This window comes from Streptomyces sp. NPDC005799 (assembly GCF_040630525.1).
Taxonomy (GTDB): domain Bacteria; phylum Actinomycetota; class Actinomycetes; order Streptomycetales; family Streptomycetaceae; genus Streptomyces; species Streptomyces griseorubiginosus_B.
Genome location: NZ_JBEXXQ010000005.1, coordinates 110327 through 136521, shown reverse-complemented (window position 1 = coordinate 136521; position 26195 = coordinate 110327). Strand labels below are relative to the sequence as shown.

The following is a 26195-nucleotide window of genomic DNA, read 5'->3' as shown; positions in this document are numbered from 1 at the left end:
GCGGAAGGTCCCGCCGGCGCACGGCCCTGGCGCATCTGCGCGAGGGGCGTGGGACAAAGGGAGAGGGAATCAATGCGGACGACACGACGGGCGAGGCTGGCTTCGTTGACGGCGGTGGCGGCGCTCGCCGTCCCGGCGCTGGTGGCGGGGGGCACAGGAACGGCGTCGGCGCAGGTCGCGTCGAAGACGGCCGCCGCCGAGGTCGAGTGCACCGGCTTCACCAACGTGAGTGTCGGTGGCGGCTGGTACCTCCATGTGCCGTCGGCGGGCTCGGGAAACTACAACTGCGTCGTGGCCCGGGGGATGAACGGCATCCCCGTACTGGTCGTGCAGGAGAGCCTCAACACCTGCTTCGGCCAGCACATCGCGGAGGACCGGGACTTCGGCGGCAACACCGAGCAAGCGGTGAAGAACGCCCAGACGAAGATCAACCAGAGCTGGAGCGCCGCCAAGCTGAAGGTGGACGGTCGTTTCGGCCCCAAGACCAGCTCCTGGTTCGTCTTTGAGGCATACGACTACAGCAACGGCGAAAACGGCAGCCACACGGGCTTCTGCTACAGGCGTCCTTGACGTGTCCGCACGGCGGCTCAGCGGACGTTGAGCAGTACCTACTCAGGATCCGGCCGGCAGGCCGAGGCGGCGCATCCGGGCGCGGACGCCGTCCGAGTCCGGCACGCCGAGTTCGTTGAGGATGTCCGCCGCGCGGCGCGCGGCCCGCTGGGCCGCCGTGGCGTCGCCGGCGGCCCGGTGGCTCGCGCTGAGGTGGGCCAGCACGTCGGCCTCGAAGTAGCGGTCCCCGAGACCGTGGAACAGCGCGACGGCGTTGTCGTAGCAGGCCGCGGCCCGGCGGTGGTCGCCCAGGTGCTGGTGGGCGTAGCCGAGACTGTCCCAGGTGTCCGCCTGTCCGTCGCGGACGCCGAGTTCGGTGAAGAGCTCCAGCGCCTGTCCGCAGAACGCGAGGCACTGCCGGTGGTCGCCGAGTTGCGCGTGGTACCAGCCGACCGAGTTCAGGGCCCGGGCCTGCCCGGTGCGGTGGCCCAAGGAGGCGTACTGGTCAAGGGCCTCCCGGGCACAGGCCAGCGCTTCGGGGTAGGCGTCCCGCCGGGCGTGCAGGCGGGCCAGGTCGAGGTGGGTGTGGGCCAGCTCGGTTCGGTCGCCGAGGGCTTTGTGGAGATCCAGGGCACGGGCCAGGTGGGTGAGCGCGTCGTCCAGCCGCGTCAGGCGGGTGCAGGCGCGGCCGAGGCCCCTGTGGGCGTCGGCCTGCCCGGCGGCGGAGGCCGAGCGGAGAGCGGTGTCCAGCGCGGCCTGCTGGGCCGTGGCCCAGTCGGACCAGTGGCCGCGTCGCTGCAGGAACGTGGTCAGGGCGCGGGTCAGCTGCCAGGTCGGGGCGTCCGGTGTCCGCGTGGTGGTGCCCGACCGGTGCACCACCGCGAGAAGCACGGGGTGCTCGGTTGTGAACCAGGCAAGGGCCGTCGGGTGGTCCGCGGCGTGTTCGGGGGAGACGCCGGGGACCACGGGCGGCAGCGCGACCGGGTCTCGGTGTGGATCCAGCATGCGGTCCGCGGAGTGGGCGGAGTGCAGGTAGTGGCTGAACAGGCGGTCTTCGGCCGCTTGCGTCTCGCCGGCGGCGTTCACGGTGTCGGCGAGTTCGGCGGCGTACATCCGCAGCAGGTCGTGGAGTACGTATCTGCCGTGCGAGTGCTCTGTGACCAGGCAGCTGTCGGCCAGCGCGGTCAGTAGTCGGCCCGCGTCCGGGACGGGGATCCCGGCCAGGCTCGCGGCGGCGGGCACGCTGATGTCCGGGCCGGGGTGTACGCCGAGCAGCCGGAACATCCGGGCGGCCTGGGGGCTCAGGGTGCCGTACGACCAGGAGAACACGGCCCGTATGTCCGCCCGCGAATCCTCGCTGCCGAAGCTGTCCAGCCCGGATGGGGAGTCCTGGGCGTCCCGGAGTTCTGCGGCGAGCCGTGCCAGGCCGAGACCCGGCTCGATGGCCGCGCGGGCCGCCACGATCACCAGGGCCAGCGGCAGCCGTGCGCAGCGACTCACGATCTCGTCGACCGCCAGCGGTTCGGACATCACGCGCTCGGCCCCTGTCCGGCGGGCGAGCAGCCGACGGCACTCCGCCGCGGGCAGCACATCCAGGACAAGACTCCGGGCGCCTTCCAGGGCGATCAGGCCGGAGAGCCGGTTTCGGCTGGTCACCAGGGTGAAGCACCCTGGACTGCCGGGCACGAAGGCCCGTACCTGTTCGGCGTCCCGTGCGTTGTCGAGTATCACCAGCATCCGGCGCCCCGCCAGCATGCTCCGATACAGCCCGGCCTGGGCCTCCGGGCTGACCGGCATGTGCTGGGGGAGCACACCCAATGCCTCCAGCAGCCGGGGCAGGGCCTCCGCCGGGGTCACGGGTGGCCGCGAGGGCTCGAAACCATGGAGGTTCACGTAGATCTGGCCGTCCTCGAACCAGTCGGCCACCCGGTGCCCCCAGTGGACGGCGAGAGCCGTCTTCCCTACGCCCGCGGTCCCGGAGAGTGTCGAGATCACCGCCACCGTGGGGCTGCCGATGTCGTCCGCGAGGATCTTGTCGAGCTGGGCCAGTTCTTCCTGCCGGCCGGTGAAAGCCGGTACGTCCAGGGGCAGGTGCGCCAGAACCGGCGCGGACCGCGGACGGGCCGAAGGCGGCGGATCCGTGGCCTCGGGCGGCCGGGGGGCGCCCTGCAGGATCGCCTGGTGAAGTTGCCGTAGCTCGGTCCCCGGATCGGCGCCCAGTTCGTCGGCCAGCCGTTTCCGGGTCTCGGCGAAGCACTCCAGAGCCTCGGACCCGCGCCCCGCCTCATGCAGTGCCCGCATCAGTACGGCGACCAGCGGTTCCACGAGGGGGTGTTGGTCGACCAGTTCGGGCACGCGGTCGATCACCACCGCGTGGTTGCCCACTGCCGTCTCCGCGTTCGCCCAGGCGGTGACCGCGTCCAGCCGCTGCCGTTGCCAGGTGTCGCGCATCCGCGTCGCCCACTCCCCGGACAGTCCGGCGAGCGGCTCCCCGCGCCACAGGTCCAGGGCCTCACGGAGTGTCGTCACCTGCTCGGCGTCGCTCCGGCCGGCCCTGCGGGTGTCGGCGACCAAGCGATGGAACCGGTGCAGGTCCACGTCTTCGGGGTCGGTGTCCAGCACGTAACCGCCGCTGCGCCGCAGCAGGCCCGGCGTCCGCACGGACCCGGCGGCCGCCAACCCCCGCCGAATGCGGGCCACATGCGCGTACAGCGCCTGGCGCGCCCCCTCCGGCGGATCGTCACCCCACACACGCCTGATCAACGTCTCGATCGGCACCGCGCGGCCGGCGTCCACCGCGAGCGCCGCCAGCACGCTCCGCCGCTGTGGGGGACCTGTGTCGATCGGACCTTGACCCCATAACTCGACGGGCCCGAGAAGTCTGAACGTCACCACGGCAACCCCCGGCGATCAGACGCGGACACGCTCCGCACCTTCCCCTGGCCGGTGATCCCCTTCACCGGCATCGCCCTGGCGACACATCCCAGGCACCAGGCCACGACACACGCTACGCGCGGGTAAGACAGCCCCACAAGCCTCAGCCCAGCCAGGTCTTCTCCAGCACCTGGCCGTGCCACCGCCCTCAAGCCGGGCCGAGGGCCGCGAGGTGGTCAGCGGCCCGATATGCGCCCACTCTCGCGCTCGCGGTCGAGTCGAGTCAGGTCAGAGGCCAGGCCGGAGCTGTGCGCGTTCTGGTTCATCGGAGCGGATGCGATTTGAAGGCCGCCCTTCATCGCCGAGGTGGCCGCTTCCACGGGGTCGGGGTGTTTCCGCCGAGCGAAGTACGCGATGGCCACGTCCCTGAAGTGATCCTCGCAGAGCTTGCGAACTGTCCCGGTGGGCCGTTGTTCCTCGCCTGTGCAGCGGACGCACGGTTCACCGCGTATGAACATAACCTCGGTCATGATCATTCCGACCCACCGTTCCGTACGGTCAGTGAAAATCACTAAAAGTCACTGGCGAAAACCGTCACATGTCCATGCTGCGCCCGTACGGGTCACTCGGCTACCCCCGGGGCCGTCGCCGTTTGGCGGCGGCTGAGCGTGGCACCGGACCTGATGACTGAGCTCTATGGGGATGTGGTCCAGCGAGGTGCGGTGTCAGCCCAGGCGGTGTCCCAGGCGGCGAGGTTGTGGCGGTGGATGATCCGGCCGGCGACACCGTAGGCGGCGGCTGCGCCGGCGCGGACTCCGAGGGCGGCGCTGACGGCCCAGCCCGCGGCACGGCTGCGGATCTGGTCCGGGCTCAGGGGCGGGTCGGTGATCTTTCCGTCGGTGTCTGCCCAGACGCGGACGGTGGCGCCTTTGGGAAGGGCGGGCTGGACGTCGGTCTTCGCGGTGTGCGAGTGACCGCTGCGGTCGGTGAAGCGGACCTTGGCCGGATAGAGGGTCTTTCTCGCTTCGGCGGAGCCGGGTTCGGGATGGCGCCGGGTGTCCTCGAGGAGGACGGCAGTGGTCTGGTGGCGAGTGCCGGCCTGGTGCTGGGCGGTGCGCGTGTAGTGACGGTGAGCGGTGTCGCGGGCCAGGAGCACGGCGGCGAAAGTGGCGGCCGGTAGGGCCAGCGGCAGGGCGAGGCCGATCCATGCCTGGATCAGGTCGCTGCGGCGGCGCAGGGGGGTTGCGTCGCAGCCGCCAGAGCCTGACCGGTGGCGAATCCTGTGGCGGCAGCGGAGGTACGCGGCCGGGCATGTCTCCTCCTTTCGGCGGGGCTGCGACCGGATGCGGGGACGAGGGCGCGGCTTGGCGTGGCTGGGCGGGGAGTGGGACGGGGCCTGCGGTGGAGGGGTGGGTGTGGGCGGCTTGCAGGAGCTTGGCGGCGCCGCGCACGGCTGCGGTGTGAGGGGCCGCAACCACGTGCAGTGGCGCTGGTAGTGCTCCGGTGAGGCGACGGGTGATCTCGGGCCGCAGGGCGCCTCCGCCGGCCAGGAGGATGCCGCGCCGCAGGGCTTTGTCTTCCCCGTTCTGACGGCGATGGCGATGCCGACGGCCGGATGTGCGGCCGACGCGGCAAGCCTCCTCTGCCGCCGCCTGTCGAGCAGTTGGCCCAGGTGCCCGATCGGGGGTGGTGACAGCACCACCCCCGATTCTCTGTCATCCAACAGCGCGCAAAAACCGTTTGGTGGACCGACGCGACCACTGCTACGTTTCCCGAGGCCGTGCGACTGATTGAGGAGGTGGTACCCGTGAACGCAGTATCGACGTGGGTGCTCCCCTCCGGGGTCACGGTCGGGCGATAGGTCGTCCGGGAGCGCCGTTGTGTGCACTCCCGAAAGGCACGACCATGCATTTCACTTCTGAACGGCGCCTCGACGACGGCGTCCTCGAGCGCGAATTCACCCTCGGCGTGATCCCCGGCATCCTGTGGACACCCGGATCCGCTTCCGCACCGGTGCCGCTGATCCTGCTCGGCCACCCCGGCGGACTGCCGAAGATGTACCCCCGGCTGGCGGGGCGGGCCCAGCACTCCGCGGCAGAGGGTATCGCCACGGCCACCATCGAACTGCCTGGAAGCGGTGACCGGCCCCGTTCGGCCGCCGCCGAACGGGCCCGAGCCGACCTGCGCCGGGCGCTGAAGGCCGGCGAGCCAGTCAGCGAAGAGATCATCGACGCCCTCGTCCTCCCGCTGGTCGAGAAGGCGGTCCCGGAATGGCAGGCCGCCCTGGACGCGCTGCTTGCGCTGCCCGAGATCGGCGGCCCGGTCGGCTACTCGGGAGGAGTGATCTCCGTCGGCGTCCGGCTGGCGGTGGTCGAACCGCGCATCGTGGCCGCCGGTCTGTTCGCCGGGAGTTTCATCCCTCGCGCCATGTTCGAGGAGGCCCGCCAGGTCACCATTCCGCTGCACGTCCTGCTCCAGTGGGACGACGAAGGCAACGACCGGCAGGCGGCCCTGGACCTGTTCGACGCCTTCGGCTCCAAGGAGAAGTCCCTGAACGCCAATATGGGCGGCCACACCGGCGTCCCGCAGTTCGCAGGGGAAGCCGCGGCCAGGTTCTTCACCCGGCACCTGAAGTGACGTCGGGCAGTCAGGCCACCTGATCGTGCCGCGGGCCTCTGCCAGTTGGGCAGGGGCCCGCGGTTTCGATGTGATCAGATGTCGCCAGGAGAATCCGATGTGATCAGATGTCGCCAGGAGAAAGGGCATGGCAATGGACGAAGACGAGTGCCTCGACCGCTACGGTCTGCACCCTTTCGGCGTGGGTCTCGACGAGATTCGCGGGCTGCTCCGAAAGCAGATCCGGCTGGAACGGCAAGCTCAAGGCCACGGCGACACCGAGCTGATGAAATTGTGCTGCGTGCAGTTGTTCAACGCCGGCAGTCTCGACGACGTCCTGCTCGTCTGGGAGGCCAAGTCCGCCAGCATGGACGCCGCCTGCTCGATCGACATCCAGTTGTTGTGCGGCAGCGGACTGGCCAGAACCAAGGAATACCTGTTGTCGCAGCGTCTACCCGAAGCCGATGCGGCGCTGCAGCGATTGGTCGACTGCGAGAAGGCCGGCGACTTCGATGACTTCTCCGTCGAGGGACAATCCGCCCAGTACGCCGCCTACTACACGCCGTGAAGCACAAGCGGGCAGCTCAGAGTGATGCGATCCAGGACGCGAAGTCCACGGACTCGACTTCGAAGTCTTCAGGACCCAGGTCGCCCAAGTCTGAGGAGAACACGGCCGAGTCGGGATCGTCGGCACGCAGGAGGAACCCGCGGCCACCACTGTCATCGCCGATGAGAAGGAAACCCGGTGCGTACCGCGCAACTTCGTAGGTGGTGTTGCGTTCGCCGATACAGCCGGCTGAGTAGACCGTCACGCCGGCATCACTCATCAAGCCGTTCGTCACCTCCCACAAGGCCACCAGCGGAGCGGGAAGGCTCAACGCAATCTCGGCCTGAGCGCGGGCCACATCAGCCGCCGTGGCCGCCGTCGACCCTGGTACCGACTCTGTCATGTCGACGTCGCTCCTCCACCCTGGCGGACTCGCGGCCCCGGATTCCCGAAGCGCGGCTGCCACATACAAGCACGGGAACGGACACTGCCACCCAGGCCGCACCACTACCTACACGACGGTGGCTGTGACTGGCCATGCCCCGCGGTCCAGCAGATCGAGGACGAGTGCGGCGATGTTCCACGCGTCGTCCTCGCCGCGGTGATGGCGTCCCTCGAGCGGCAGTCCGGCGATCTGCAGGGCGTGGTCCATGCCGGGCTTCCTGCGCAGCCCGTAGGCCGTGGCGAATACGGCCTTGGCGTTGCTGTGGGTGCGCTCAGTCGGATAGCCGAAGGGGTAGGCCACTCCGTCGGCCTGACTCTGCCGAGCGAACTGCCGACGGTCGTACTCGCCCCAACTCGTCCAGGGGCGTTCGCCGGCCCCGTACTGCTCGACGAGGATCCGGCAGGCCTCGGCGAAGGTGACGCCCTGTTCCACCTCGGCTTGAGTCAGTCCGGTCAGCTCGGTGCAGAAGTCGCTCACCGTCGAGCGGGTGGGCCGTACCAGAACACGGTGCCGGGATACACGGCGCCGTGCCGGCACGTCCACGACGGTGAGACCGATCTCGATGATCTCGTTCACGGAGCCGGGAGGCGGCCGGCCATCCCAACAGGTGGCTTCCACATCAATGACGTTCAGCAGGGCGGATTGGGGGCGCATGGGACCGAGGGTAGGGACGCGAGCCCGGATCCAGCACGCGAATTTCGGGGCGTCGGTGCACCCGCCCGATCCATACGCAGGGGGAGCGACGCCTGGTCCGGCGGTGGCAGGCAGCCGCAGCTCAGCGGCGACCTGCGACTCCTGGGTCGTGGTTTTGGACGCTGAGGTGTTGTACGGCCCGTAGTCGCTCTCACTCAGAGCTGAATGCTCTGTCGACGCTCAGCGTGTCCTCGTAGAGGTGCATGCGGACGATCTCGCCGTCTTCGACCGCGAGGTGCATGGCCGACGGCGTGGTGAACTCCTTGCCGGTGGCCGCGACGGTGTGCGTGAAGACGCCGAGCAGTATCACGTCAGCGCCGTCGACGATGATCCGTTCCAGCACGACCTTGCTCTTGCCGGGTACGAAGTGCGGCCACATCGTGGTGAAGTACGGCGCGACGTCCTCCCGGTGGGTACGGCGGCCGGTCCAGGGCAGTTCGTCGTTGCCGGGGACGTACCAGTCGATCTGTGCCGCGAACAGTTCCTGGATGCCGTCCTGGTCCTGCTTGCCGAGACGCTCAACGAACTGCTCGGCCACTGCCCGTGAGGTCCGGGTGTCTGTTGTCATTGTGCTTGTCCTTGTCTCTCGTACGTGTGTGGTGTGGGTGTGTGCCGCAGGCGCCTGAAACGTGGCGCCGCCGGTGACCCGGGTGAGCTAGGCGGTTTTGAGGACGTCCTGCAGGACGTCCTCCAGTGTGGTTTTCGCCAACTCCCTGCGGAGCGCGGCCTCGATCTCGTCATAGACGGAGGTCAGTGCCGGTCCGATGCCGTGACCCACGACGCACTCGGGGTCAGGCGTCGAGCGGTGCAGAGCGAAAATCGGCCCGGCGTCGATCGCGTCATGGACGTCGAGCAGGGTGATTGCCGACAGGTCCCGTCGGAGTGTCCAGCCCGCGCCTGTGCCTCGCCGCGAGTCTGCGAGGCCGGCTTTGCGCAGCTCGGCCAGGAGGCGGCGGATCACCACCGGATTGGTGTTGACGCTCGTCGCGATCTGCTCGGAGGTGGCGACCTCGTGACCTCGACGCTGATAGAGCCCAATCCACGTGAGGGCATGAACTGCGATGGTCAGCCTGCTGTTGGCGCTCACCTCGGACCTCGCTTCCCTCTACCCTTCCATCTCGTCGTAACAGTAGCAGTTACAACGGCACGGGCAAATCTCTGCATTACTCGACCCGAGCCGAGCGCCTGGACGTGCACGTGGATCCGGTCAAAGGCCGAGTCGGGAAAGCGCGGCCCGGCGTAGTGGGGCTGCGCTGTGCGACCTGGTCGTGCCCGGGACGAGTTCACCTTCGCCGCCCTGCAGGCGTTCTGTGTCCCCGGGGGCCACGGGAGTCGAAGTCCTCCCCGCCCGAGCGTGGCGCGGGGAACGGTGGGGCGAAGGGCCGCAGGCGGATGTGGGCGTCGAGGCCGGTGCCGGGTGCGGGGTGGAGGGTGATGGTGCCGCCGGAGGCGTCGACGAGGTGGCGGACGATGGGCAGACCGAGACCGGTGCCGTCGTGGTGGGCGTCGGAGGAGCGCCAGAAGCGGTCGAAGGCGCGCTCGCGGTCGGCGGCGTTCATGCCGGGGCCCTGGTCGACGACGTGGAGTTCGGTGCCTGGGGTTCGGTGGAGGGTGATGGTGGTGCCGGGCGGGGAGACGCGCAGTGCGTTGGCGAGGAGGTTGTCGATGATCTGCTCCAGGGCGCCGGGGATCGCCCACACCCGGCCGGCGGGCGGGCCGCTGATGTCGATGGCGACGTACTGCTCGGCCGCCAACGGCTCCCACATCGCCGCCCGTTCGGCGATGACGGCGTCGAGGTCGACCGGTTCCGGGGTGGTCGCGGTGTTCTCGAGGCGGGCCAGGGCGAGCAGGCCCTGCACCATCCGGCCGAGGCGTTCGACCTCGCCGACGGCCTCCTCCAGGCTGCCGTGGGCCTGTGGGTCGAGGTGCGGTTCGAAGTTCTCCAGACGCAGCCGCAACGCGGTCAGCGGGGTCTTCAGCTGGTGGGAGGCTTCCGAGGCGAACGCCTGCTGGGCCTTGAGCAGGTGCTGGAGCCGGGTGGCGGTGCGGGTGAACGCGGCGGCCAGGCGCCGCAGTTCGGGCGGTCCGGTGGTCGCGTCGGGCGGGTGGCTGAGCTGTCCGTCGGCGAGCTGGGTGGTCGCGGCCTCCAGGGTCCGCAGAGGACGGGTGATCCAGCGGGCCAGGCTGAAGCCGACCAGGGCGACCGCGGCGAGGATGCAGGCTCCGGCCAGGGCCAGGGCGCCCCAGATGCGGTGCACCCGGGTGCTGACCTGGTCCAGGGGATAGGTCAGGCGCAGGGTGCCGCGGACGAGGGTGCCGGACGAGCCGGGCATGGTCGCGGACAGCACATCGCGTCCGGCGCTGTCGGTCGTGGTGGTGACACTGGGCCGGTTGTTCAGCGCGCGGGCGATGTCCGGCTGGCCGGCGAGGCTGATGCCGGCGCGGCCGGCCGGGTCGGAGTCGGCCAGTACGATGCCCCGCTTGTCGGTGACGACGACGTGGCCGCCGGTGCGGGCGGCGTAGTCGCCGACCACGTCCGGCAGCGCGTCGAACCGGCTCTGTTCGATGTTCTCCTCGGTGACCTCGGCGAGCGTGGACGCGTCACGTTCCACGCTCTGGGAGGCGCGGGCGGTCTCGCCGCGGGCATAGATGTAACCGAGGGGAATCTCCAGGCCGGCCAGCACCAGCACGGTCAGGGCGAGGTAGCTCAGCAGGAGACGACGGGTCATCCGGCCGCCTCTGCGGCAGCGGCGGTGTGGTCGCCGGGGACGGTGAGGCGGAAGCCGACCCCGCGGGCCGTGGTGATCCAGCCCGGGTCGCCCAGCTTGCGGCGCAGGGCGGCCACGTGGGCGTCGAGGGTCTTGGTCGGGCCGAAGAAGTGCGGGTCCCAAACCGTGTCCATGATCTGCTGCCGCGAGTACACCGTCCCGGGATCGTCGGCAAGGAAGGCGAGCAGGTCGAACTCCCGCGGTGTGAGGGCGACGGGCCGCCCGTCGAGATGGACTTCACGGGTGCGGCGGCTGAGCGTCAGCGGCCCCAACGTCTGGGCGGTGCCGGCAGGTTGGTGCGGTTCGGGTGTTTCCGCGGCCTCGGTCGGCGTGTAGGCGGGGGCGCCCGAACGACGGATGACGGCGCGGATGCGGGCGATCAGCTCCCGTACCCCGAAGGGCTTGGCGAGGTAGTCGTCGGCGCCGAGTTCGAGCCCGACGATGCGGTCCGCCTCCTCGCCCCGCGCGGTGATCATGATGATGGGCACGGCGGAGCGGGCACGCAGACTGCGGCAGACGTCCAGGCCGTCCATGTCGGGCAGGCCGAGATCGAGCAGGACCAGGTCCGGTGCGGCCGTGGTGCCGGCGAGTCCGGCGGCGCCGGTGCGGACGTGGTCCACAGTGAAGCCGTAGCGTCCCAGCCCCTCGGTGAGGGGGCCGGCGATTCGGTCGTCGTCTTCGATGAGCAGCAGCCGCATGGCGCCAGGCTCGCACAGCTGTGCCAGGGGAGTTGGAGGGTTCACGGGAAGCCACCGGGGATGAGGGAAGACGTACGGGACGAGGGTGGACAAGCAGGTGCCGTCCGGCTGACGGGGACGGGAGGACGGCGTCAGCCGGGCGGCGGTGGCGGGCGGCGGTGGCGGGACGTCGGCGGTGCCGGCCGGGGAGTCAGCCGTCGGCGTCGTCGCCGTCCTTGCGTTCTTGGTCCTCACCGCGGTCCCGGTGCTCGCCCGTTCCCGGCGGCACGCCCTTCCGCATGGGTGTGGCAGTTGGGCGCGCGGCGCCGCCAGACGGCTCCGTGGTGACTGGCGCGGGAGGCGAGAGCAACTGGGCGGTGGGCGACTTCGGCACGGACACCTGGACAGTGCCACCGGGTCTGAGCGGGGAGGTGACCGCGTCGCAGACCGTGGCCAGCGCGCGCCCGAAAGCGCCCAGTACCCCGAGTGCGGCAACTGCCGTCAGGACGGACCGGTGTGGGATCGCCGTTCAGCATCAGCCGTCCGCGCTCCGTGCGGCCCGTGCTGTGGGCTCCCGAAGCCTCGCAGGCCCCTGCGGCTCAACACCCGCTTCCCCGGCGCCTGTCGGGGCCGGGCCGCTCGAGGAGGAGGAGTCGAAGGCGTCCTCCACGAAGCGGCCGCCTGCCTGCTCGGGCTCGGCCGGCATCGGGTTCATTCCCTTCTGGCGGGTCAGATCCCGGCCGTCATCCGGCGTCCTCGGTCTCCTCCGTGCCTTCCTTCTTGGTGTCGGTGACCTTGAAGGACTTGTCGAGGTAGACCTCGATCGAGGTTCCGTCCGCTTGCTCGACCTCCACCGCGTACATTCCGGGCTTCTCCGCGTCCTCCTCGGACTTCAGGACCGTGCCCGGGTACGCGGCCACCGCGGCGGCCTCCGCCTTGGTCTTGATGTCACCGGTCAGCGGCGGCTCCTTCTTGTCGTCGGTGTCGCCGCCGGTCTGGTCCGCCGCCTCGGCGCCACCCGCGCTCTGGGCCTGCTGCTGGGTGTCCGCGGCCTTGGAGGTGTCGGAGTCGGATCCGCCACAGGCGACCAGGGCGAACGCCAGCACGGCGACCGGAGCGGCGAACAGGGCACGACGGGGCAGAGCACGCATCAGGATGTCTCCAAACACTGGGAACGACTGGCGAGTTCGGAGAACCGTGGGAGCGGATCTCCGGGGGGACGACAACGACCCTAGAAACCCGCTGTTGAGAGGCAGCCCAGCAGATTGACAGGAGCAGACCAGCAGCGCGTCAATCTTTCGCCATCGGATGCTGTCTTGCCGAGCCCGCGCATCGGAGCCGCCGGCTTGCCGGCAGCACCAGCCGCGGCATCGGCCGGTCCGCCGAGTCCCAACACCACCAGCCGGCGGACTGCAGCGTCGCAGGCACCCCGCTGGACGGACGCGGCACCGCGAACAGTCGCAGCGGCTCCAGCGCCACCCGGCGGCAGCCGATCAGACAGACATCGAGGGTGCCACCCGATTCCGTGGGGGCCGACATGGCATGGTCTGAACATGTGCTGACGCGAGACGGTGTCCGGCTTGCCTGCCGGGACTGGGGCGGGTCGGGACACCCATCGTGCTGGTGCTCAGCGTGGCCGGTCAGGCGGGTGAACGGGACATGCTCACACGGGACTTGAGCTACCGGTATCGCCTCATCGTGGTCGACCAGCGCGGGCACGGCGCCCTCGAGCGCCACCCGCGGGACGTGTCCCGTGCCGCGTACGTCGCCGACGTAACCGCCGTGGTCGACCACTTGGCACTACGGCGGCCCGTCCTGGTCGGCCAGTCCTTGGACGGGCACACGGCCGTGCTCGTTTCAACGCGATTCGTGTGGTTCCCCATTGACATGGGTGAGACGTTGCAGGATCTGTCGTTCCGAAGGCTGTAGCGGGGGTTCGTCTGTCCGGGGCAGCGGTGGTCCGTTGAGGGTGGCGAACAGGGCTGCCGGGCGCAGCAGCCGCGATGCCGGGGCTTTCAAGCTGGTCACGTCCCACAGGGCCGCCGCGGCGTTGAAGGATCCGGTCGCGGCGCGGGTCAACCGGCGTGCGTAACCGGCGGCGAGCCGGTCGGCGATGGTTGCCTTCTCACCTCGGACGTCCGGGTACAGGACGTCCATGGCCACGGCGGTGGACCATGCGGTGTCGACGTGGCGGGCGGCGCTCACCAGGACGCGGCGGGACAGGCCGGGGGTGGAGATATCGCTTCGGACCAGTTCCTGGAACAGGTCATGCGCTCCCAGAGCGGCGACGGACATTCCCTGCCCGTAGGCAGGGTTGAAGGTGGCCAACGCGTCGCCGAGAACAAGAAAACGCTCCGGCCACACCGGGGACTTCTCGAAGTAGCGCCGGACGTTGCTGGTGCTGCGGCTGACCGCCACGTCGGTGAGGGGTTCGGCGCCGGAGATCAGCTGGCTGACAATCGGATGCGGAAGGCCGGCAATGTAGTCGAGGAAGCCCTGTGGGTCGTTCGGGGGCTCGCCTCCTCGGGTGCCGCCGGCACTGACCATCCACCGGTTGCCCTCGATCGGCAGGACCATGGCGCTTCTGCCGGGCCGGCCGCTGTAGGGATTTGCCTGGATCATGGTCAGGGGGAAGGACTCGGCACCCGGTGGTGTGCGGTAGATGCGGGTGGCATTGGTGAGGCCGGAGTCGATTTTCCTCTGTTGCACACCGCTGACGCCGATGGCTGTGAGCCACTCGATGTTGCGGGAACCGCGTCCGCTCGCGTCGATGACGAGGTCTGCCTCCACCTCGCTGCCCAGGGCCGGGTCGGCCCCGCTGATGCGTACACCGCGAATGCGCCGCGTGTCGCCCAGCAGCCCCTCCACCACCGCCTGATGGATGGAGACCTTGCTCGTCTGCTGCAGCAGCGTTTCGCGGACCACCCAGTCCAGCAGGCCCCGTGTACAGGTGATCATGCGGGAGGCATTCCACCGGTACCGGCGGAACCACCCGGCGTCGGGGGAGAAGGCCAGCATGCCGTTGGCCAGCGAGATCTCGTGTGCGCCTGCCTCGAAGAGGCGCTTGCGCACGTCTTCCCTGAACAGACTCTCCATCGCCATCCACCCGCCGGCCATGAGCAGGTGGGCGTGCTGTCCCTGGGGAACACCTCGGCGGTTTGCGGGACCGGAAGGAAGCACATCCCTGTCGAGAAGCACGATTTCCGCCTCGGGGACCGCACGGGACACTGCTGCTGCAGCGAGCAGCCCGGCTATGCCCGCTCCGATCACGACAGCTCTTTGCGACACAGGTTCTCCTTGTTGCGGTCGTACGTGTTCACTGTGCCCGTACGTGATCCGGTGCCGCATGCTGCGTCCCGCTCACGGCGTTTGCCAGTTCGACCAGATCTATGGTGAGGCGGAGCTTTTCCGGCGGATCGGCAGGGCCGCCGATCCGCCCCGATGCCCGGAGTATGCCATCCGTGATCATCGCCTTCTCCGCGGCGATGCGGGCCCTGTCGCGACTTTCGCCACGACCCACTGCGGCTGCGTAGGCGGTCTCGCCGACGCGCTGGTCGAGCTGAGCGGCCAACTGCAGCAGGGCGTCGCGGATGCGCGCTTCGAGCAGATATAGGCGGCGGCTGGGCAGTTGCCACCAGAACTGCCACCATCGAGGGGCGGCCTGGGGGGTGGTGGTGACATCTTTGACTGCGGTCCACAGGGGCAGCAGCGCCCGGTAGTTGACCAGGCTCTGCTTCTCCGATGCAGCCGCCGAAAGACGCGGAAGGACGAACCCGGCGGAGTAGATGAGCGCGCCGAGGGAAGCGGCGGGCGGCGCCACCGTCGTCGACAGGAAATCGAGGTTGTACCCGCACCACCGGGCCACGACCGCCGTGACTTTGGTCAGCTCGAATCCGAGGACGTCCAGGAGCAGGCCCGCCAGGATCAGCCGGAGTCCGACGCGGAGTAGACCGGTGACTTCATCGCGCGCCCACTTCAGACACACCACGCTCAGAACTATGGTGCTGGCCAGGTGCCCCAGGAGGTAGAGGACGATCATCTCCCGCATGTACGGGGTGTTGGCGTAGTAGGTGTCCAGGTCGGTGAGGCGCTCGGTGTCCGCGTCCGCGAGAGAGAACAACACGATGATGGCGAGGATGAGCAGGGCGTAGACCGCGATGCTGATCCGCACCATCCGCCGTATCTGCTGGGCGGGTCCGCCCCTCCAGTGGATCAGCAGGATGATCAGTGAGCAGCTGAAGGCCGAGATGGAGCTGTAGGTCAGCGGCGCACCGACGTTCGGGATCCCGGTGACGCGGTTGACGGCGGCCAGCGTCGCCGGAGCCGCGCAGATGAAGCAGATGGCGCCGAGAAACGCCGTCGCCCGGGTAGGAACCGTCAGCGAGGTGAGAGCGGTCGTACGGGATCGGCGGATCACCATCGCGGCCACCACTAACAGCAGCGCCGCCAGATATACGACAAGGCTCATGCCGGGGGCTCCGTTCCGCCGACTGTGGGGTGCAGGAGGTGGCGCGCGTCATGCCGATCCGGCCCGGGCGGGGTCGGTCGCGGCGTAGTGAGACTCACGCTCGGATCTCCTTATGGCGTCGGCGATCAGGACCAGCATCCTTGGATTGCGCGGCAGTGCCAACGGGGCCGGTTCACCGGATGGCTCCGACGGCCGGATGCTCTGCTGCGCCGCCGCGGCGATGGTGGCCGCCCATGCGGCGGAAGCGGCCAGTTCGTGAGCGGTCACTGAGCGGCCGCGTCGGCCACCCCGCTCCTGCAGCCTCCTGAACTCGGTTTCCACGACGTGGTCGTAGAGCCCTCTGTCGAAAAGCGTCTCGATCTCGTGGAGGCCGTTGAGGATGGTGCTACGGCGCCAGGTAGCCCACAAGAAGGGGGAGCGAGGGCGCTCCAGCCGCAGGGCGCGATCCGTCAGCACCGGATCGAGCACGGCATCGAGCGGGGCGAGTCGAACGAAGTCGCCCCAGGACGAAAAGTGATGCCCGGCCAGCGGCAGCAAGACACCGGTCACCGTCAACAACGCACCCAACCCCGCGAACAGCGGAGGAATGGAGATCCCCAATGCGGGCCAGTCCCTGCCGGACCAACGTGCCCCGACGGCAGCCAGTTTGGAGATGCTGTAGCCGGCGCTGAGCACGGTGCCAGTGCCGATCGTCAAGAGGCTGGCCCGAAGCCAAGGACGCTGTCGAACCTCCTTCTCGCGTGCCCAGCGCAACGCCCATGTGGCGCTGACCGTAACGGCCGTCAGGTGCGCCAGCAGATACAGCACGATCATCTCGGCGACCCAGGGAGTCTTCGCGAAATAGGTGTCGAAGTCGGTACGCCGCTCCTCGGCCGGGCTGCCTACGGCGAAGAGGACGGCGATGCCCGCGAGCACAACCGCGTAGCCGTAGATCCATTTGCGGGTCGTACGACGCATGGACGGCCCGTCCCGCCAGCAAGCGATCAGGATCAGCAAAGCCGCGCTGTACGCGGTGATCGCCGCGTAGGTGAGCGGCGCGGCGATATTGGGCACACCGGTCAGCCGGTTGATGAGCGCCACTGTCGGGGGAGCCCCGAACAGGAAGCACAGGGAGGCAAACCCCAGCACGGCGACGATGGCCCGCAAGGACGGATCGATCCGGCGTCGGGCCAGATCGGGCAGGCGGAACAGGAGCGCGATCCACAGCAGAGCACAACTGATGTAGTTGATCGCCCCACTCATCTGCGGTTCCTCTGGTAACCGAGGGAATCCGCGATCCGGCGGGCCGTGTCGCCGGCGATCACGTCGCGATCCATCAGGGACCGCATCTGCTGCCCCACGAGAATCCCGAACAACTCGGCTTCTTTCTCTGGATCTTCGTCGAAGCGGGACCGCGCAGCCGACGGCTGGTCGGCGTGCAGATGCCCCGACCCCGTTGTGGCGCAGGCTTCGGCCGCCAACTGCTCGGGCGTCAGCCCGTCCTTCTGCCTCATGTGCCAGAGTTCGTGGCCGAGGATCTGCGCCTGGTGCCACACTTCGGCATCCGCCTCAATGATCACGTCGTCCTGATCCTGCCGCTCCACCCACATGCCGGTAGCGCCGAACTTGCGTGGAATGCGGACTCGGTGGACCTCGAGCGGACGATCACCGCGCCATTGCCTCGCGGACTCGACAAGGGCCTGGAACAGGGCTTCCGGGTCAGCCGGACGCTGCCCGCCCGACGCGCCGGCCTGCTCACCGGCCAGACGCTCGCGGATGGGACCGATGAGTACGTCGGCGAACTGCTGCATGTCCCTGTCGCGGCGCCGCATCTGTCGCCACTCGCGCAGCCCGGTCAGAGGATTCATCTCAGCTCTTGAGGTTCGAGGGGAGGGCGACGACGCTCGTCACGGCGTCCGGAAGCGTGATGTGCGAGTGAGGGGACAGCGCGGCTCGAGCTGGCTCAAAGGCCTCACCAAACAAGGAATTTGCCCTCCCTGGTCACGTCGTCCTGACCTTACCGGAGCGCTTACCGGCGCGGGACGGCAAGAAGGCCACCGCACGAAACCACTGCCCACTTCTTCCAAGGATGCGAGTGTTGTGCGGTGTCGAGCAGGGGCGGAGCGGGAGATTCTCAGTGGGCGGCCTCATAGGCTGAGCCCCGTCCGTCGCGTCTGGGGGAGAAATGACCAGTAGGTTCACCGAGTTGGTTGTCGACTGCCATGATCCGGAGCGGCTCGCGGCCTTCTGGTGCGCCGTATTGGGTTTCCAGGTGATCGACCGGAGCGAGGGCAAGGTCGAGATCGGCTCCTGGGAGCCGACCGTCGAGGAGGTCCGGGCCCGCCAGATGCCGCCCACTTTGGTGTTCATCCGGGTGCCCGAGCGCAAGGCTTTCAAGAACCGGCTCCACCTCGACGTCAGCCCGGTCGACGGCAGTACGGACGACGAGGTGGCCAGACTGCTCGGCCTCGGCGCAGCCAAGCTGGACGTGGGTCAGGGCCCCGGCCGGAGCTGGGTGGTCATGGCCGATCCCGAGGGCAACGAGTTCGACGTCCTGCGCACCCTGGCACCGTCCGATTCATGATCGGAGGACGGGCCCGACGCGCTGATGGTCCACGCCTTCGCACTGATGGAGTGGACCGGCGCGAACTCCTTCAGAACCTCGCAGTATCCCTACGCGGAAGAGGTCCTCGACTACGCGGACCGACACGGCGTGGTCGTGATCGACGAGACCGCGGCGGTCGGCCAGAACCTCAACATCGCCGGGGGAGTCTTCGCCTCCGGCAAGCAGATGTCGACGTTCTCACCCGACACCATCGGGGGGACAGGCCGCCCAGCGCACCCATCTGCAGGCGATCCGGGAACTGGTGGCCCGCGACAAGAACCACCCCAGCGTGGTCCTGTGGTCCATCGCCAATGAATCCGACAACGTCCAGCCCGAAGTCCGCGACCACTTCACACCACTGGCAGCCGAAGCCCGCCGCCTGGACTCCACCCGACCGATCGCCTACGTCAACGCGTTGATGGGATCACCGGACCAGTGCGCGGTCACCGACCTCTTCGATGTCGTCCTGCTCAACCGTTACTCCGGCTGGTACTTCGGCCCCGACGACCTGGCGACGGCCGAGACGCAACTGGAAGCCGAACTGCGCCAGTGGGCCGAGCGGCACGACAAACCCATCGTCATCACCGAGTACGGCGCCGACACCTACCCCGGCCTGCGCAGCACCGTACCGAGCCCGTGGACGGAGGAATACCAGACCGAGCTGCTCGGCGTGTACCACCGCGTGTTCGACCAGGTCGACGCCGTGGTCGGCGAACAGGTCTGGCACTTCGCCGACTTCGCCACCGCACCCGGCGTCTTCCGCGTGGACGGCAACAAGAAGGGCGTCTTCACCCGCGAACGCCGCCCGAAGAGCGCCGCGTTCAGCCTGCGGACACGCTGGCGCAAGGGCGACTGAGAGCGGCGGCGCCCACCCGCCGCCGATGGGTGCACTACCTCCGTGTGCCGCATCCGGGGCAGAACGCCGCGCCGTCCGGTACGACAGCCGAGCAGGAGGAGCAGTGGTCGGACTGGGCCAGGTGGTAGCCGCAGCCGGAGCAGTACGCGGCTCCGTGGGTCTCGGTACGGCACTGGGGGCAGACCAGTTGCCGGGGCGTGGTGGGGTCGTAGTTCTGTCCCACGTGCTGCCCGGCGGCGTAGGCCCGTTGTGAGGCCATGTCGTTCAGGCCACGCTGCTGGGCCGCCATGGCCTCGGCCGCGGTGTCGGGGACGCAGTTCAGACACAGCCCCTGGCCTGCGTTCCAGCAGCGACCGCAGACGTAGTTCGTGCAGCGGGCGCAGCGGTTGAAGTGCCCCTGTGCGTTGCCGATCGCCCGCTGGAAGGCGTGGTCGCGGGCCTGTCCCCAGCCGGCCCCGGCGAGCCCGTCGGCCGCCGACGTCACACCCCGCCCCGTGTTGCCCAGCAGGCTCCAGGCCAGGTCGGTGCCTTTCCTGAGCCAACTGGCCGCGCGCTCACCGGTGTACGCCTCGAAGGGCGACCGCCAGGTGTCGTAACAGCGCGAGCAGGAGAACTCGAACTGGAAACCTGCTCCGGTGCCCGTGCGCTCGCACAGGTCCCGGTAGTTGTGGCTGAAGTAGATCTCGCTGCTCACGTGGTCCCCCCACAGGCCAAGCCGTCGGCACACTGCCCTACGACGCAAGCGGAAGAGTACTGGTTCTGTGTGGCTGGAAAGTGACGTCCCCGCTGTTGCGCCCGGTCTCAGGCCGCGTCGTGCTCGGCTGCGGTGGGCGTGGCCGGATGTGGGCCGGTGGTGAGGGTGGCCGTGGCGTCGGTCATTCTCCGGGCGCGAGCACCTCGTCGGTCAGGACGCCCACGATCCCGATCGTGGCCGCGTCGCACCCGGCCGACACCACCAGCAGCACCACCGAGACCAGCACCACCGCATGGTTGACGCTCACCAGCGGCCAGAAGATCCGGAAGGCGGCCAGAGGGGAGAGGCGGGCATGACGCGTGGGGTGGATGCTCCGGTGGCGGCCACGGCTATCGTGACCGGCGCTGCGCGGCTCATGTGCGGAACACTCCCAGGGAAAATGCGCGAACCAACACCGTGCCAGGACCCCTCGTGCACTCGTCGGTGCGCCCGGATCCCGGCACGGTGTTCTTGTTCGGTGGTGTTTGCGGCGCCGTGTTACCTGGCGGCGTGCTTCTTGTGCTTGTGGTGGTGTTTCTTCTTGTGGTGGTGCTTGGCCTTGCCGGCGCAGGCTTCCTTCTTCTTGGCCTTCTTGGCCAGTGTGATCTTTGCGAAGGATACGGTGTGGCCCTCCTTTCCGGTGACTTGTCTGTCTGGTCAACTGGCTCTGGTCACCGTTGACTTGACCTGTGTGGCACCCGTGAATACGGAGGCTGGGAGAAATCCCGCTCGAAGCAAATGTTGAGGACTGAGTATCTTTCTCTTGCCGAATGCACGTACTCGGAATTCGAGGAGCTCCGGCGTCATGAGGTTTTCCACTGGTCAGGGCCGCCGCCGCGCCATTCGATCAGGGCGGACCCTGCGACGTCCATCTCGTCCCAGTCCTGCAGACCTGCCTCCTGAAGGAGAACGGCTACATCCAGGAGCCCATAGGCGATACCGACGAAGTGATCTCCGATGCGGACACGCCGGCCGCCGTCTTCCGTCGGTGGATAGATGATGACGCTCTGGTCAGTGGGCATGTTTCCAGCGTGCGGGGTGTGCCGGGTTCGCGCATATGGGGCTGGTGCCGCCGGGCAGCGCGATGTCCGCGTAAGACCGGCCTGATCTCCGGCACCCACCACCTGGGGCACCTGGGGCGTCACCCTCATGGCGCAGCACTTCGCCGGAGCGTTCGGTGACCTGACTGCCACTCGGGGCGGCTGTGAGCTGGGATCTCATTTGGTTCGATACGCTGCCGGTCGTGCTCTCGATCGTTGAGCGGCTGGTGCCGGACGAGTTGTGGCAACTGTTCCAGCGGGTGGTTCCCGAGCCCCCGTCGCGACCTCAGGGCGGCGGCCGACGGCGGCACGGTGACCGGGAGGTGCTGGCCGCGATCGTCTTCGCGGCGACATCGGGCTGTACGTGGCAGCAGTTGCCGTGCGCGTCGTTCGGTCCTGCGGGAGCCACCGTTCACCGGCGCTTCGCCGAGTGGACGAACGCCGAGGTGTGGACCGAGCTTCGCCTGCTCCGCAAAGAACTCGGCGTCCGTGGCGAGCAGGAGTGGTCCCGTTGGGCGATCGACTCGGTGAACGCACGAGCCCGCAACGCGGGGCGCTGCCATCGCTGACCCGTTCGAGCGCCCCACCGCCGTCGCCTGCGCCCTGCTCCGCTGCAGCGGACCCACCAAATGAGATGCAATCTGGTAGTGCGGCCCCTCACTGCCGCACTCGTGGAACGTGCGGTTCAACCTCTTGACGTGGATGGGGTGTTCGCCGATAGTCGTGGCTTGATCCGGCCGACCAAGTGGCGGTCTGATTGCTCCTTGAATTGTGAGCGCTAACAATCCGGGGTTGCCCGCGGTTGGGCCCGCTCGCCATACATGTCCACCCACCTCAAAGGATCGACCGAGGACCCAGCCCGTCCAGAATTGTTAGCGCTCACAATTCCAGTGCGTGCTCCGATGCCTGTCCCCGGTCGTCGGACACGTTTGCCCACCTCAGTCCCCATCAGCCCGCTCCCCAGAGCCCACCGCGAAGCCGGTTGGGGGCGCGGCCTGCCGCTCAGTACCGACGAACAAGGGAGTTCAAGGTGCCTGCCCTGTTCCATTTCCGCCGACTGCGCCGCAGAGTGGCCGTCTTCCTGGCCTCGATCGCGCTCGCCTTCGCCGGCCTTGTCGCCTTCAGCGGCACATCGCACGCCACCACGCAGGAGCCTTGCGACATCTACGCGGCGGGGGGCACCCCGTGCGTCGCCGCGCACAGCACCACGCGCGCGCTCTTCGCCGCCTACGACGGCCCCCTCTACCAGGTCCAGCGAGCATCGGACGGTGCGTCGCAGAACATCGGGGTACTGTCCGCCGGAGGAGTGGCCGACGCCGCGGCCCAGGACTCCTTCTGCGCAGGCACCACCTGCACCATCACACGCGTATACGACCAGACCGGCGCCGGCAACACCCTGGTCTACCAGGGGCCCGGCGGAACCGGCGGCGCCGACACGGCGGCCAACGCGACCACCGAAGCGGTCAGTGTGGGCGGCCAGAAGGCCTACGCGCTGTACATCAACCCCGGCAACAGCTACTTCGCCTACAACTCCACCGGGGGCGTGCCGACCGGCAGCTCACCCGAGGGCGAGTACATGATCACCAGCGGCACCCACGTCAACAACGGCTGCTGTTTCGACTACGGCAACACCGAGACCGACCACCACGCCGACGGCAACGGCGCCATGGACGCCATCAACTTCAGCACGGAATGCTGGTTCGGCGGCTGCGGCGGAACCGGCCCGTGGGTGCAGGCGGACCTCGAGAACGGCCTGTTCGCCGGCGGCAGCAAGGCGTGGAACCCCAACCAGGTCTCCGAGACCAGCCACTTCGTCACCGCGATGCTCAAGAACAACGGCACCACCCAGATGGCCCTCAAAGGCGCGGCCGCCCAGTCGGCGAGCCTGACCCAGTTCTACAGCGGCGCCCTGCCCAGCGGGTACAACCCGATGCACAAGCAGGGCGCCATCATCCTGGGCAGCGGTGGCGACTGCTGCCAGACCAACCACAACGCGAGCGCGGGCACCTTCTACGAAGGCGCCATGGTCAGCGGCTATCCCTCCGACACCACCGAGGCGGCGGTCCAGGCCAACATCGCAGCCGTCGGCTACAGCACCAGCACCCCCTTCACCCCCGGCGCCAAACTGTCCCTGCAGGCCACCACCTCCTGCTGCACCGGCGACTACCTGCAGCACGACACCAGTGACGACAAGGTCGTCATCGCGCCGGTGACCTCCTCCAGCTCGGCCACCGACAAGGGCGACGCGACCTGGATCGTGCGCGCCGGCCTGGCCAACAGCAACTGCGTCTCCTTCGAGTCGGCCAACGCATCCGGCAAGTACCTCAGGCACTACGCGTTCCAGCTCCACCTCCAACCCAACGACGGCACCAGCCAGTTCGCCGCCGACGCCACCTTCTGCCCCACCTCGGGCAACAGTGGCACGGGCTACTCGCTGAGATCTTTCAACTACCCGGCCAAGTACATCCGCCACTACAGCTTCACCGGCTACATCGCGAGCGACGGCGGCACCAACACCTGGGACACCGCCTCGATGTGGGCCCAGGACACCAGCTGGCTCGCAGCCTCCCCCTGGAGCTGACGAGCAACAAGCCCCGGGGCCGGTGCCGAAGAAGAGCCGTAGCCACGCCGAACCCGGTAGGAGTCCACGCGACCCGCGCCGTCCGCGCAGCCGGACACCGGGAACCGCCGACACGCACATCACCCACCCTGTGAAGGAGTCTCCGCATGTTCAAACCACCGTGGATACGCAGCGTCAGACGCTCACTCCTCGCGGCCGGTGCCACAGCCGCCCTGGCCGCCGGCCTCCTCACCGCCACAGCAGCCCCCTCCCAGGCCGCCGCCCAGGGGCCGTGCGACATCTACGCCGCCGGCGGCACCCCCTGCGTCGCCGCGCACAGCACCACACGCGCCCTGTACGCGGCGTACAACGGCCCGCTGTACCAGGTCAGGCGCGCCTCGGACAACGCCACCCTGAACATCGGCCTGCTGAGCGCCGGCGGATACGCGAACGCCGCCGCCCAGGACACCTTCTGCGCCAACACCAGCTGCGTCATCACCGTCATCTACGACCAGTCGGGCAAGGGCAACAACCTCACCCAGGCACCGGCGGGCGGAGCAGCCGGCGGACCGGACAACCTCGCCAACGCCTTCGAGGCGCCGGTCACCGTCGGCGGACACGAGGCGTACGGCGTGTACGTCGCCCCCGGCACCGGCTACCGCAACAACAACACCAACGGCATCGCCACCGGAGACCAGTCAGAGGGCGAGTACGCGATCTTCGACGGCACCCACTTCAACGGCGGCTGCTGCTTCGACTACGGCAACGCCGAGACCAGCAGCACCGACACCGGCAACGGCCACATGGAGGCCATCTACTTCGGCAACAGCAAATCCTGGGGCTACGGCAGCGGCAACGGCCCCTGGATCATGGCCGACCTGGAGAACGGTCTGTTCTCCGGCGTCAACCAGCACCTCAACTCGGGCGACCCCACCGTCACCAACCGATTCCTGACCGCCATGGTCAAGGGCGGCCCGAACCAGTGGGCCATCCGCGGCGGCGACGCCCAGTCCGGCAGCCTGTCCACCTACTACAGCGGCGTACGCCCCAACGTCTCCGGCTACAACCCGATGCACAAGGAAGGCGCGATCATCCTCGGCATCGGCGGCGACAACAGCAAGGGCGCCCAAGGCACCTTCTACGAAGGCGTCATGACGTCCGGCTACCCCTCGGACGCCACCGAGAACGCCGTACAGGCCAACATCACCGCCGCCGGGTACAACAGCGGCTCGACCAGCACCGGCTCGCTGACCCCCGGCTCCCGGATCTCCCTGCAGGCCACCACCTCACCCTGCTGCACCACCGACTACCTCCGGCACGACGACGCCGACACCAAGGTCGTCATCTCCAACATCAGCTCCTCCAGCTCGGCCACCGACAAGGCCGACGCCACCTGGATCGTCCGCGCGGGCCTGGCCAACAGCTCCTGCCTGTCCTTCGAGTCAGCCAACAACCCCGGCCAGTACCTGCGCCACTACAACTACGAGCTGTACCTGAACGTGGACAACGGCGGCAGCGCATTCGCACAGGACGCCACCTTCTGTCCCACGACGGGCAACAGCGGGGTGGGCCACTCCTTCCAGTCCGTCAACTACCCGACGAAGTACATCCGCCACTACAACTACACGGTCTACATCGCCAGCAACGGCGGCTCCAACGCCTGGGACTCCGCGTCCTCGTGGACCCAGGACACCAGCTGGCTCACCGCCTCCCCCTGGAGCTGACCGGCACTTGCCCCCTCTGAGCACCCCGGCGAGCACGGCAGCCCTACAGAACCCCCAGGGAAGCCGTGCTCGCTTTCTTGCTCGCACGGAAACCTCGGTCGCCCGAGGGCTTGCGGCTGGGATGCGATCAGAGGGTCAGTACGACACGCTCGTGCATCTGACGGCCTTCGAGCACACGGTGCGCCTCACTGGCGTCCTGCATGCGCATGGTTGCGTACCCCCGCAGCCGGAGCCGCCCCTGCGTCAGCATGGACATGGTGTCCTCCAATGCGTGCGGAGCCCGCTGCGGACTGGGATGTGACAGTGTGACACCGAAGTCCGCCGCAGCGGGGTCGGACAAGGTCATGACGCGGTCGGCGGTTCCGGTCAACGCGATCGCGTCCGCCAGCACTCCCTTGCCCCACGCGTCGAAGGCGAAGTCGACAGCCCCGACACTCCGGACCGCGTCCACCAGCTCCGCGCCGTAGCGTACGGGCGTGGCACCCAGGGATGCGACCAGTGCATCGTCCCGCGCGCCTACGGCACTGATCACCTTGATGCCCTGAGCGACAGCCAACTGCGTCGCGATCAAGCCGACAGCCCCGCCCCCACCGAGCACCAGCAGTGTGTCGCCCGCCTTCACCGCCAGCTGCCGCAGGACCCCCGCTGCCGCCTCCGCCGAGGCCGGCAGAGAGGCTGCGGCCGCCCACGCGACGGAAGGTGGCTTGTGGACCCACATCGAGGCAAGCGCGTATTCAGCGTATCCACCAAGGTCGAAAAGCAGTGCCGCCACTTCTTCGCCGATCTGCGTTCCCTCGACTCCGGGTCCGACCGCGTCGACAGTGCCGGCCACCTCGAAGCCGAGTACGGCGTTGCGGCGTAGCGAAAAGGCTTTGAGCCGACCAGACCGCAGGGCGAGGTCGGTCGGGCCGATGCCCGCCGCCTTCACCTTCACCCTGATCTGCCCCTCGCCCGGCTCGGGAAGCGGGACGTCAGCCCATCGCAGCACGTCAGGACCGCCAAAGCCGGTCAATATAATCGCTTTTGGCATGTTTCCTCCGTCGAGAAGTTCATGAGTTCGT

Annotated in this window: 28 protein-coding genes and 1 pseudogene; 11 read left to right on the top strand and 18 right to left on the bottom strand. The window is 68.6% G+C overall.

The window, feature by feature from the left end:
- The first annotated feature begins 72 nt into the window (after positions 1–72).
- Entirely contained in the window at positions 73–570 is a 498-nt protein-coding gene (locus ABZ453_RS07325) for a peptidoglycan-binding domain-containing protein (RefSeq protein WP_359012439.1), read from the top strand.
- A 42-nt stretch (positions 571–612) separates the two neighbouring features.
- Here the strand turns inward: ABZ453_RS07325 and ABZ453_RS07320 are convergent, their stop codons facing one another.
- The 3 genes from ABZ453_RS07320 to ABZ453_RS07310 form a co-directional block, all read right to left on the bottom strand.
- Complete coding sequence (locus tag ABZ453_RS07320) at positions 613–3441, bottom strand: BTAD domain-containing putative transcriptional regulator (protein ID WP_359012438.1); 2829 nt, start codon at positions 3439–3441, stop codon at positions 613–615.
- Positions 3442–3659: 218 nt separating this feature from the next.
- Positions 3660–3959 (bottom strand): hypothetical protein, encoded by a 300-nt coding sequence (locus ABZ453_RS07315; protein WP_359012436.1) that lies wholly within the window; start codon positions 3957–3959, stop codon positions 3660–3662.
- A gap of 158 nt (positions 3960–4117) precedes the next feature.
- Positions 4118–4579 (bottom strand): hypothetical protein, encoded by a 462-nt coding sequence (locus ABZ453_RS07310; protein WP_359012434.1) that lies wholly within the window; start codon positions 4577–4579, stop codon positions 4118–4120.
- A gap of 749 nt (positions 4580–5328) precedes the next feature.
- On the opposite strand from ABZ453_RS07310, the gene ABZ453_RS07305 reads away from it, so the two are divergent.
- Both ABZ453_RS07305 and ABZ453_RS07300 read left to right on the top strand, forming a co-directional pair.
- Positions 5329–6060, top strand: a complete 732-nt coding sequence (locus ABZ453_RS07305) for an alpha/beta hydrolase (protein WP_359012432.1) — start codon at positions 5329–5331, stop codon at positions 6058–6060.
- A gap of 127 nt (positions 6061–6187) precedes the next feature.
- Positions 6188–6607 carry a hypothetical protein gene (locus ABZ453_RS07300; protein ID WP_359012430.1) on the top strand — a complete coding sequence of 140 codons (420 nt, stop codon included), beginning with the start codon at positions 6188–6190 and terminating at the stop codon, positions 6605–6607.
- Positions 6608–6623: 16 nt separating this feature from the next.
- Here the strand turns inward: ABZ453_RS07300 and ABZ453_RS07295 are convergent, their stop codons facing one another.
- From ABZ453_RS07295 to ABZ453_RS07265, 7 genes are all read right to left on the bottom strand, one after another.
- On the bottom strand, positions 6624–6989 hold the full coding sequence (locus tag ABZ453_RS07295; RefSeq protein ID WP_359012428.1) for a hypothetical protein: 366 nt from the start codon (positions 6987–6989) through the stop codon (positions 6624–6626).
- A 108-nt stretch (positions 6990–7097) separates the two neighbouring features.
- Positions 7098–7685, bottom strand: a complete 588-nt coding sequence (locus ABZ453_RS07290) for a 3'-5' exonuclease (RefSeq protein ID WP_359012426.1) — start codon at positions 7683–7685, stop codon at positions 7098–7100.
- A 190-nt stretch (positions 7686–7875) separates the two neighbouring features.
- Positions 7876–8292, bottom strand: coding sequence for a nuclear transport factor 2 family protein (locus ABZ453_RS07285; RefSeq protein ID WP_359012424.1), 417 nt, complete (start codon positions 8290–8292; stop codon positions 7876–7878).
- Between the two features lie 87 nt (positions 8293–8379).
- Positions 8380–8811, bottom strand: coding sequence for an Rrf2 family transcriptional regulator (locus ABZ453_RS07280; protein ID WP_359012422.1), 432 nt, complete (start codon positions 8809–8811; stop codon positions 8380–8382).
- Between the two features lie 196 nt (positions 8812–9007).
- Positions 9008–10453 (bottom strand): HAMP domain-containing sensor histidine kinase, encoded by a 1446-nt coding sequence (locus tag ABZ453_RS07275; RefSeq protein ID WP_359012420.1) that lies wholly within the window; start codon positions 10451–10453, stop codon positions 9008–9010.
- Positions 10450–11190 (bottom strand): response regulator transcription factor, encoded by a 741-nt coding sequence (locus ABZ453_RS07270; protein WP_359012627.1) that lies wholly within the window; start codon positions 11188–11190, stop codon positions 10450–10452. The genes ABZ453_RS07275 and ABZ453_RS07270 overlap by 4 nt, the downstream gene beginning before the upstream one ends.
- Before the next feature lie 722 nt (positions 11191–11912).
- A complete protein-coding gene (locus ABZ453_RS07265) occupies positions 11913–12320 on the bottom strand; it encodes a peptidase (protein WP_359012418.1) in 408 nt (135 codons plus the stop codon).
- A 508-nt stretch (positions 12321–12828) separates the two neighbouring features.
- Between ABZ453_RS07265 and ABZ453_RS07260 the strand changes: the two genes are divergently transcribed.
- On the top strand, positions 12829–13098 hold the full coding sequence (locus ABZ453_RS07260) for an alpha/beta hydrolase (protein WP_359012625.1): 270 nt from the start codon (positions 12829–12831) through the stop codon (positions 13096–13098).
- Here the strand turns inward: ABZ453_RS07260 and ABZ453_RS07255 are convergent.
- The 4 genes from ABZ453_RS07255 to ABZ453_RS07240 form a co-directional block, all read right to left on the bottom strand.
- Complete coding sequence (locus tag ABZ453_RS07255) at positions 13027–14457, bottom strand: FAD-dependent oxidoreductase (RefSeq protein ID WP_359012623.1); 1431 nt, start codon at positions 14455–14457, stop codon at positions 13027–13029. The genes ABZ453_RS07260 and ABZ453_RS07255 overlap by 72 nt on opposite strands.
- 28 nt (positions 14458–14485) lie before the next feature.
- Positions 14486–15589, bottom strand: a complete 1104-nt coding sequence (locus tag ABZ453_RS07250) for a DUF6545 domain-containing protein (RefSeq protein WP_359012621.1) — start codon at positions 15587–15589, stop codon at positions 14486–14488.
- A gap of 96 nt (positions 15590–15685) precedes the next feature.
- Complete coding sequence (locus ABZ453_RS07245; RefSeq protein WP_359012416.1) at positions 15686–16879, bottom strand: MAB_1171c family putative transporter; 1194 nt, start codon at positions 16877–16879, stop codon at positions 15686–15688.
- On the bottom strand, positions 16876–17484 hold the full coding sequence (locus ABZ453_RS07240) for a toxin (protein WP_359012414.1): 609 nt from the start codon (positions 17482–17484) through the stop codon (positions 16876–16878). Before ABZ453_RS07240 ends, ABZ453_RS07245 begins: the two co-directional genes overlap by 4 nt.
- Positions 17485–17801: 317 nt before the next feature.
- Between ABZ453_RS07240 and ABZ453_RS07235 the strand changes: the two genes are divergently transcribed.
- Genes ABZ453_RS07235 through ABZ453_RS07225 form a run of 3 tightly spaced genes read left to right on the top strand, consistent with a single transcriptional unit; the run spans position 17802 to position 19077 of the window.
- On the top strand, positions 17802–18200 hold the full coding sequence (locus tag ABZ453_RS07235; protein ID WP_359012412.1) for a VOC family protein: 399 nt from the start codon (positions 17802–17804) through the stop codon (positions 18198–18200).
- Between the two features lie 24 nt (positions 18201–18224).
- Positions 18225–18536, top strand: coding sequence for a glycoside hydrolase family 2 TIM barrel-domain containing protein (locus ABZ453_RS07230; protein WP_359012410.1), 312 nt, complete (start codon positions 18225–18227; stop codon positions 18534–18536).
- Positions 18484–19077 (top strand): glycoside hydrolase family 2 TIM barrel-domain containing protein, encoded by a 594-nt coding sequence (locus ABZ453_RS07225; RefSeq protein WP_359012408.1) that lies wholly within the window; start codon positions 18484–18486, stop codon positions 19075–19077. Before ABZ453_RS07230 ends, ABZ453_RS07225 begins: the two co-directional genes overlap by 53 nt.
- A 34-nt stretch (positions 19078–19111) precedes the next feature.
- On the opposite strand, the gene ABZ453_RS07220 is transcribed toward ABZ453_RS07225, so the two are convergent.
- Positions 19112–19771, bottom strand: coding sequence for a zinc ribbon domain-containing protein (locus tag ABZ453_RS07220; protein ID WP_359012406.1), 660 nt, complete (start codon positions 19769–19771; stop codon positions 19112–19114).
- 181 nt (positions 19772–19952) lie between these two features.
- Entirely contained in the window at positions 19953–20078 is a 126-nt protein-coding gene (locus tag ABZ453_RS07215; protein WP_359012405.1) for a hypothetical protein, read from the bottom strand.
- A gap of 164 nt (positions 20079–20242) precedes the next feature.
- On the opposite strand from ABZ453_RS07215, the gene ABZ453_RS07210 reads away from it, so the two are divergent.
- Positions 20243–20491: a hypothetical protein gene (locus ABZ453_RS07210; RefSeq protein WP_359012403.1), complete on the top strand. Its 249-nt coding sequence runs from the start codon at positions 20243–20245 to the stop codon at positions 20489–20491.
- 122 nt (positions 20492–20613) lie between these two features.
- Here the strand turns inward: ABZ453_RS07210 and ABZ453_RS07205 are convergent, their stop codons facing one another.
- A complete protein-coding gene (locus ABZ453_RS07205) occupies positions 20614–20832 on the bottom strand; it encodes a hypothetical protein (protein WP_356950009.1) in 219 nt (72 codons plus the stop codon).
- 212 nt (positions 20833–21044) lie between these two features.
- On the opposite strand from ABZ453_RS07205, the pseudogene ABZ453_RS07200 reads away from it, so the two are divergent.
- The 3 genes and pseudogenes from ABZ453_RS07200 to ABZ453_RS07190 all read left to right on the top strand — a co-directional run.
- Positions 21045–21392 (top strand): annotated as a pseudogene (locus ABZ453_RS07200) (transposase); the annotation flags it as partial.
- Between the two features lie 488 nt (positions 21393–21880).
- The gene (locus ABZ453_RS07195) at positions 21881–23431 is read left to right on the top strand and encodes an alpha-L-arabinofuranosidase B (protein ID WP_359012400.1); all 1551 of its coding nucleotides are present in this window, start codon (positions 21881–21883) and stop codon (positions 23429–23431) included.
- A gap of 146 nt (positions 23432–23577) precedes the next feature.
- Positions 23578–25134, top strand: a complete 1557-nt coding sequence (locus ABZ453_RS07190; protein ID WP_359012398.1) for an alpha-L-arabinofuranosidase B — start codon at positions 23578–23580, stop codon at positions 25132–25134.
- Between the two features lie 127 nt (positions 25135–25261).
- Here ABZ453_RS07190 and ABZ453_RS07185 read toward each other — a convergent pair whose 3' ends face one another.
- Complete coding sequence (locus tag ABZ453_RS07185) at positions 25262–26164, bottom strand: alcohol dehydrogenase catalytic domain-containing protein (protein ID WP_359012396.1); 903 nt, start codon at positions 26162–26164, stop codon at positions 25262–25264.
- Positions 26165–26195: the final 31 nt, after the last annotated feature.

What these genes read in the sequence shown, in the direction of transcription:
- ABZ453_RS07270 (WP_359012627.1), bottom strand. Translation starts at nt 11,190, where the DNA reads ATGCGGCTGCTGCTCATCGAAGACGACGACCGAATCGCCGGCCCCCTC.
- ABZ453_RS07285 (WP_359012424.1), bottom strand. Translation starts at nt 8,292, where the DNA reads ATGACAACAGACACCCGGACCTCACGGGCAGTGGCCGAGCAGTTCGTT.
- ABZ453_RS07290 (WP_359012426.1), bottom strand. Translation starts at nt 7,685, where the DNA reads ATGCGCCCCCAATCCGCCCTGCTGAACGTCATTGATGTGGAAGCCACC.
- ABZ453_RS07260 (WP_359012625.1), top strand. Translation starts at nt 12,829, where the DNA reads ATGCTCACACGGGACTTGAGCTACCGGTATCGCCTCATCGTGGTCGAC.
- ABZ453_RS07315 (WP_359012436.1), bottom strand. Translation starts at nt 3,959, where the DNA reads ATGATCATGACCGAGGTTATGTTCATACGCGGTGAACCGTGCGTCCGC.
- ABZ453_RS07185 (WP_359012396.1), bottom strand. Translation starts at nt 26,164, where the DNA reads ATGCCAAAAGCGATTATATTGACCGGCTTTGGCGGTCCTGACGTGCTG.
- ABZ453_RS07250 (WP_359012621.1), bottom strand. Translation starts at nt 15,589, where the DNA reads ATGGTGATCCGCCGATCCCGTACGACCGCTCTCACCTCGCTGACGGTT.
- ABZ453_RS07240 (WP_359012414.1), bottom strand. Translation starts at nt 17,484, where the DNA reads ATGAATCCTCTGACCGGGCTGCGCGAGTGGCGACAGATGCGGCGCCGC.
- ABZ453_RS07305 (WP_359012432.1), top strand. Translation starts at nt 5,329, where the DNA reads ATGCATTTCACTTCTGAACGGCGCCTCGACGACGGCGTCCTCGAGCGC.
- ABZ453_RS07265 (WP_359012418.1), bottom strand. Translation starts at nt 12,320, where the DNA reads ATGCGTGCTCTGCCCCGTCGTGCCCTGTTCGCCGCTCCGGTCGCCGTG.
- ABZ453_RS07300 (WP_359012430.1), top strand. Translation starts at nt 6,188, where the DNA reads ATGGCAATGGACGAAGACGAGTGCCTCGACCGCTACGGTCTGCACCCT.
- ABZ453_RS07235 (WP_359012412.1), top strand. Translation starts at nt 17,802, where the DNA reads ATGACCAGTAGGTTCACCGAGTTGGTTGTCGACTGCCATGATCCGGAG.
- ABZ453_RS07205 (WP_356950009.1), bottom strand. Translation starts at nt 20,832, where the DNA reads ATGCCCACTGACCAGAGCGTCATCATCTATCCACCGACGGAAGACGGC.
- ABZ453_RS07275 (WP_359012420.1), bottom strand. Translation starts at nt 10,453, where the DNA reads ATGACCCGTCGTCTCCTGCTGAGCTACCTCGCCCTGACCGTGCTGGTG.
- ABZ453_RS07325 (WP_359012439.1), top strand. Translation starts at nt 73, where the DNA reads ATGCGGACGACACGACGGGCGAGGCTGGCTTCGTTGACGGCGGTGGCG.
- ABZ453_RS07245 (WP_359012416.1), bottom strand. Translation starts at nt 16,879, where the DNA reads ATGAGTGGGGCGATCAACTACATCAGTTGTGCTCTGCTGTGGATCGCG.
- ABZ453_RS07230 (WP_359012410.1), top strand. Translation starts at nt 18,225, where the DNA reads ATGGTCCACGCCTTCGCACTGATGGAGTGGACCGGCGCGAACTCCTTC.
- ABZ453_RS07295 (WP_359012428.1), bottom strand. Translation starts at nt 6,989, where the DNA reads ATGACAGAGTCGGTACCAGGGTCGACGGCGGCCACGGCGGCTGATGTG.
- ABZ453_RS07190 (WP_359012398.1), top strand. Translation starts at nt 23,578, where the DNA reads ATGTTCAAACCACCGTGGATACGCAGCGTCAGACGCTCACTCCTCGCG.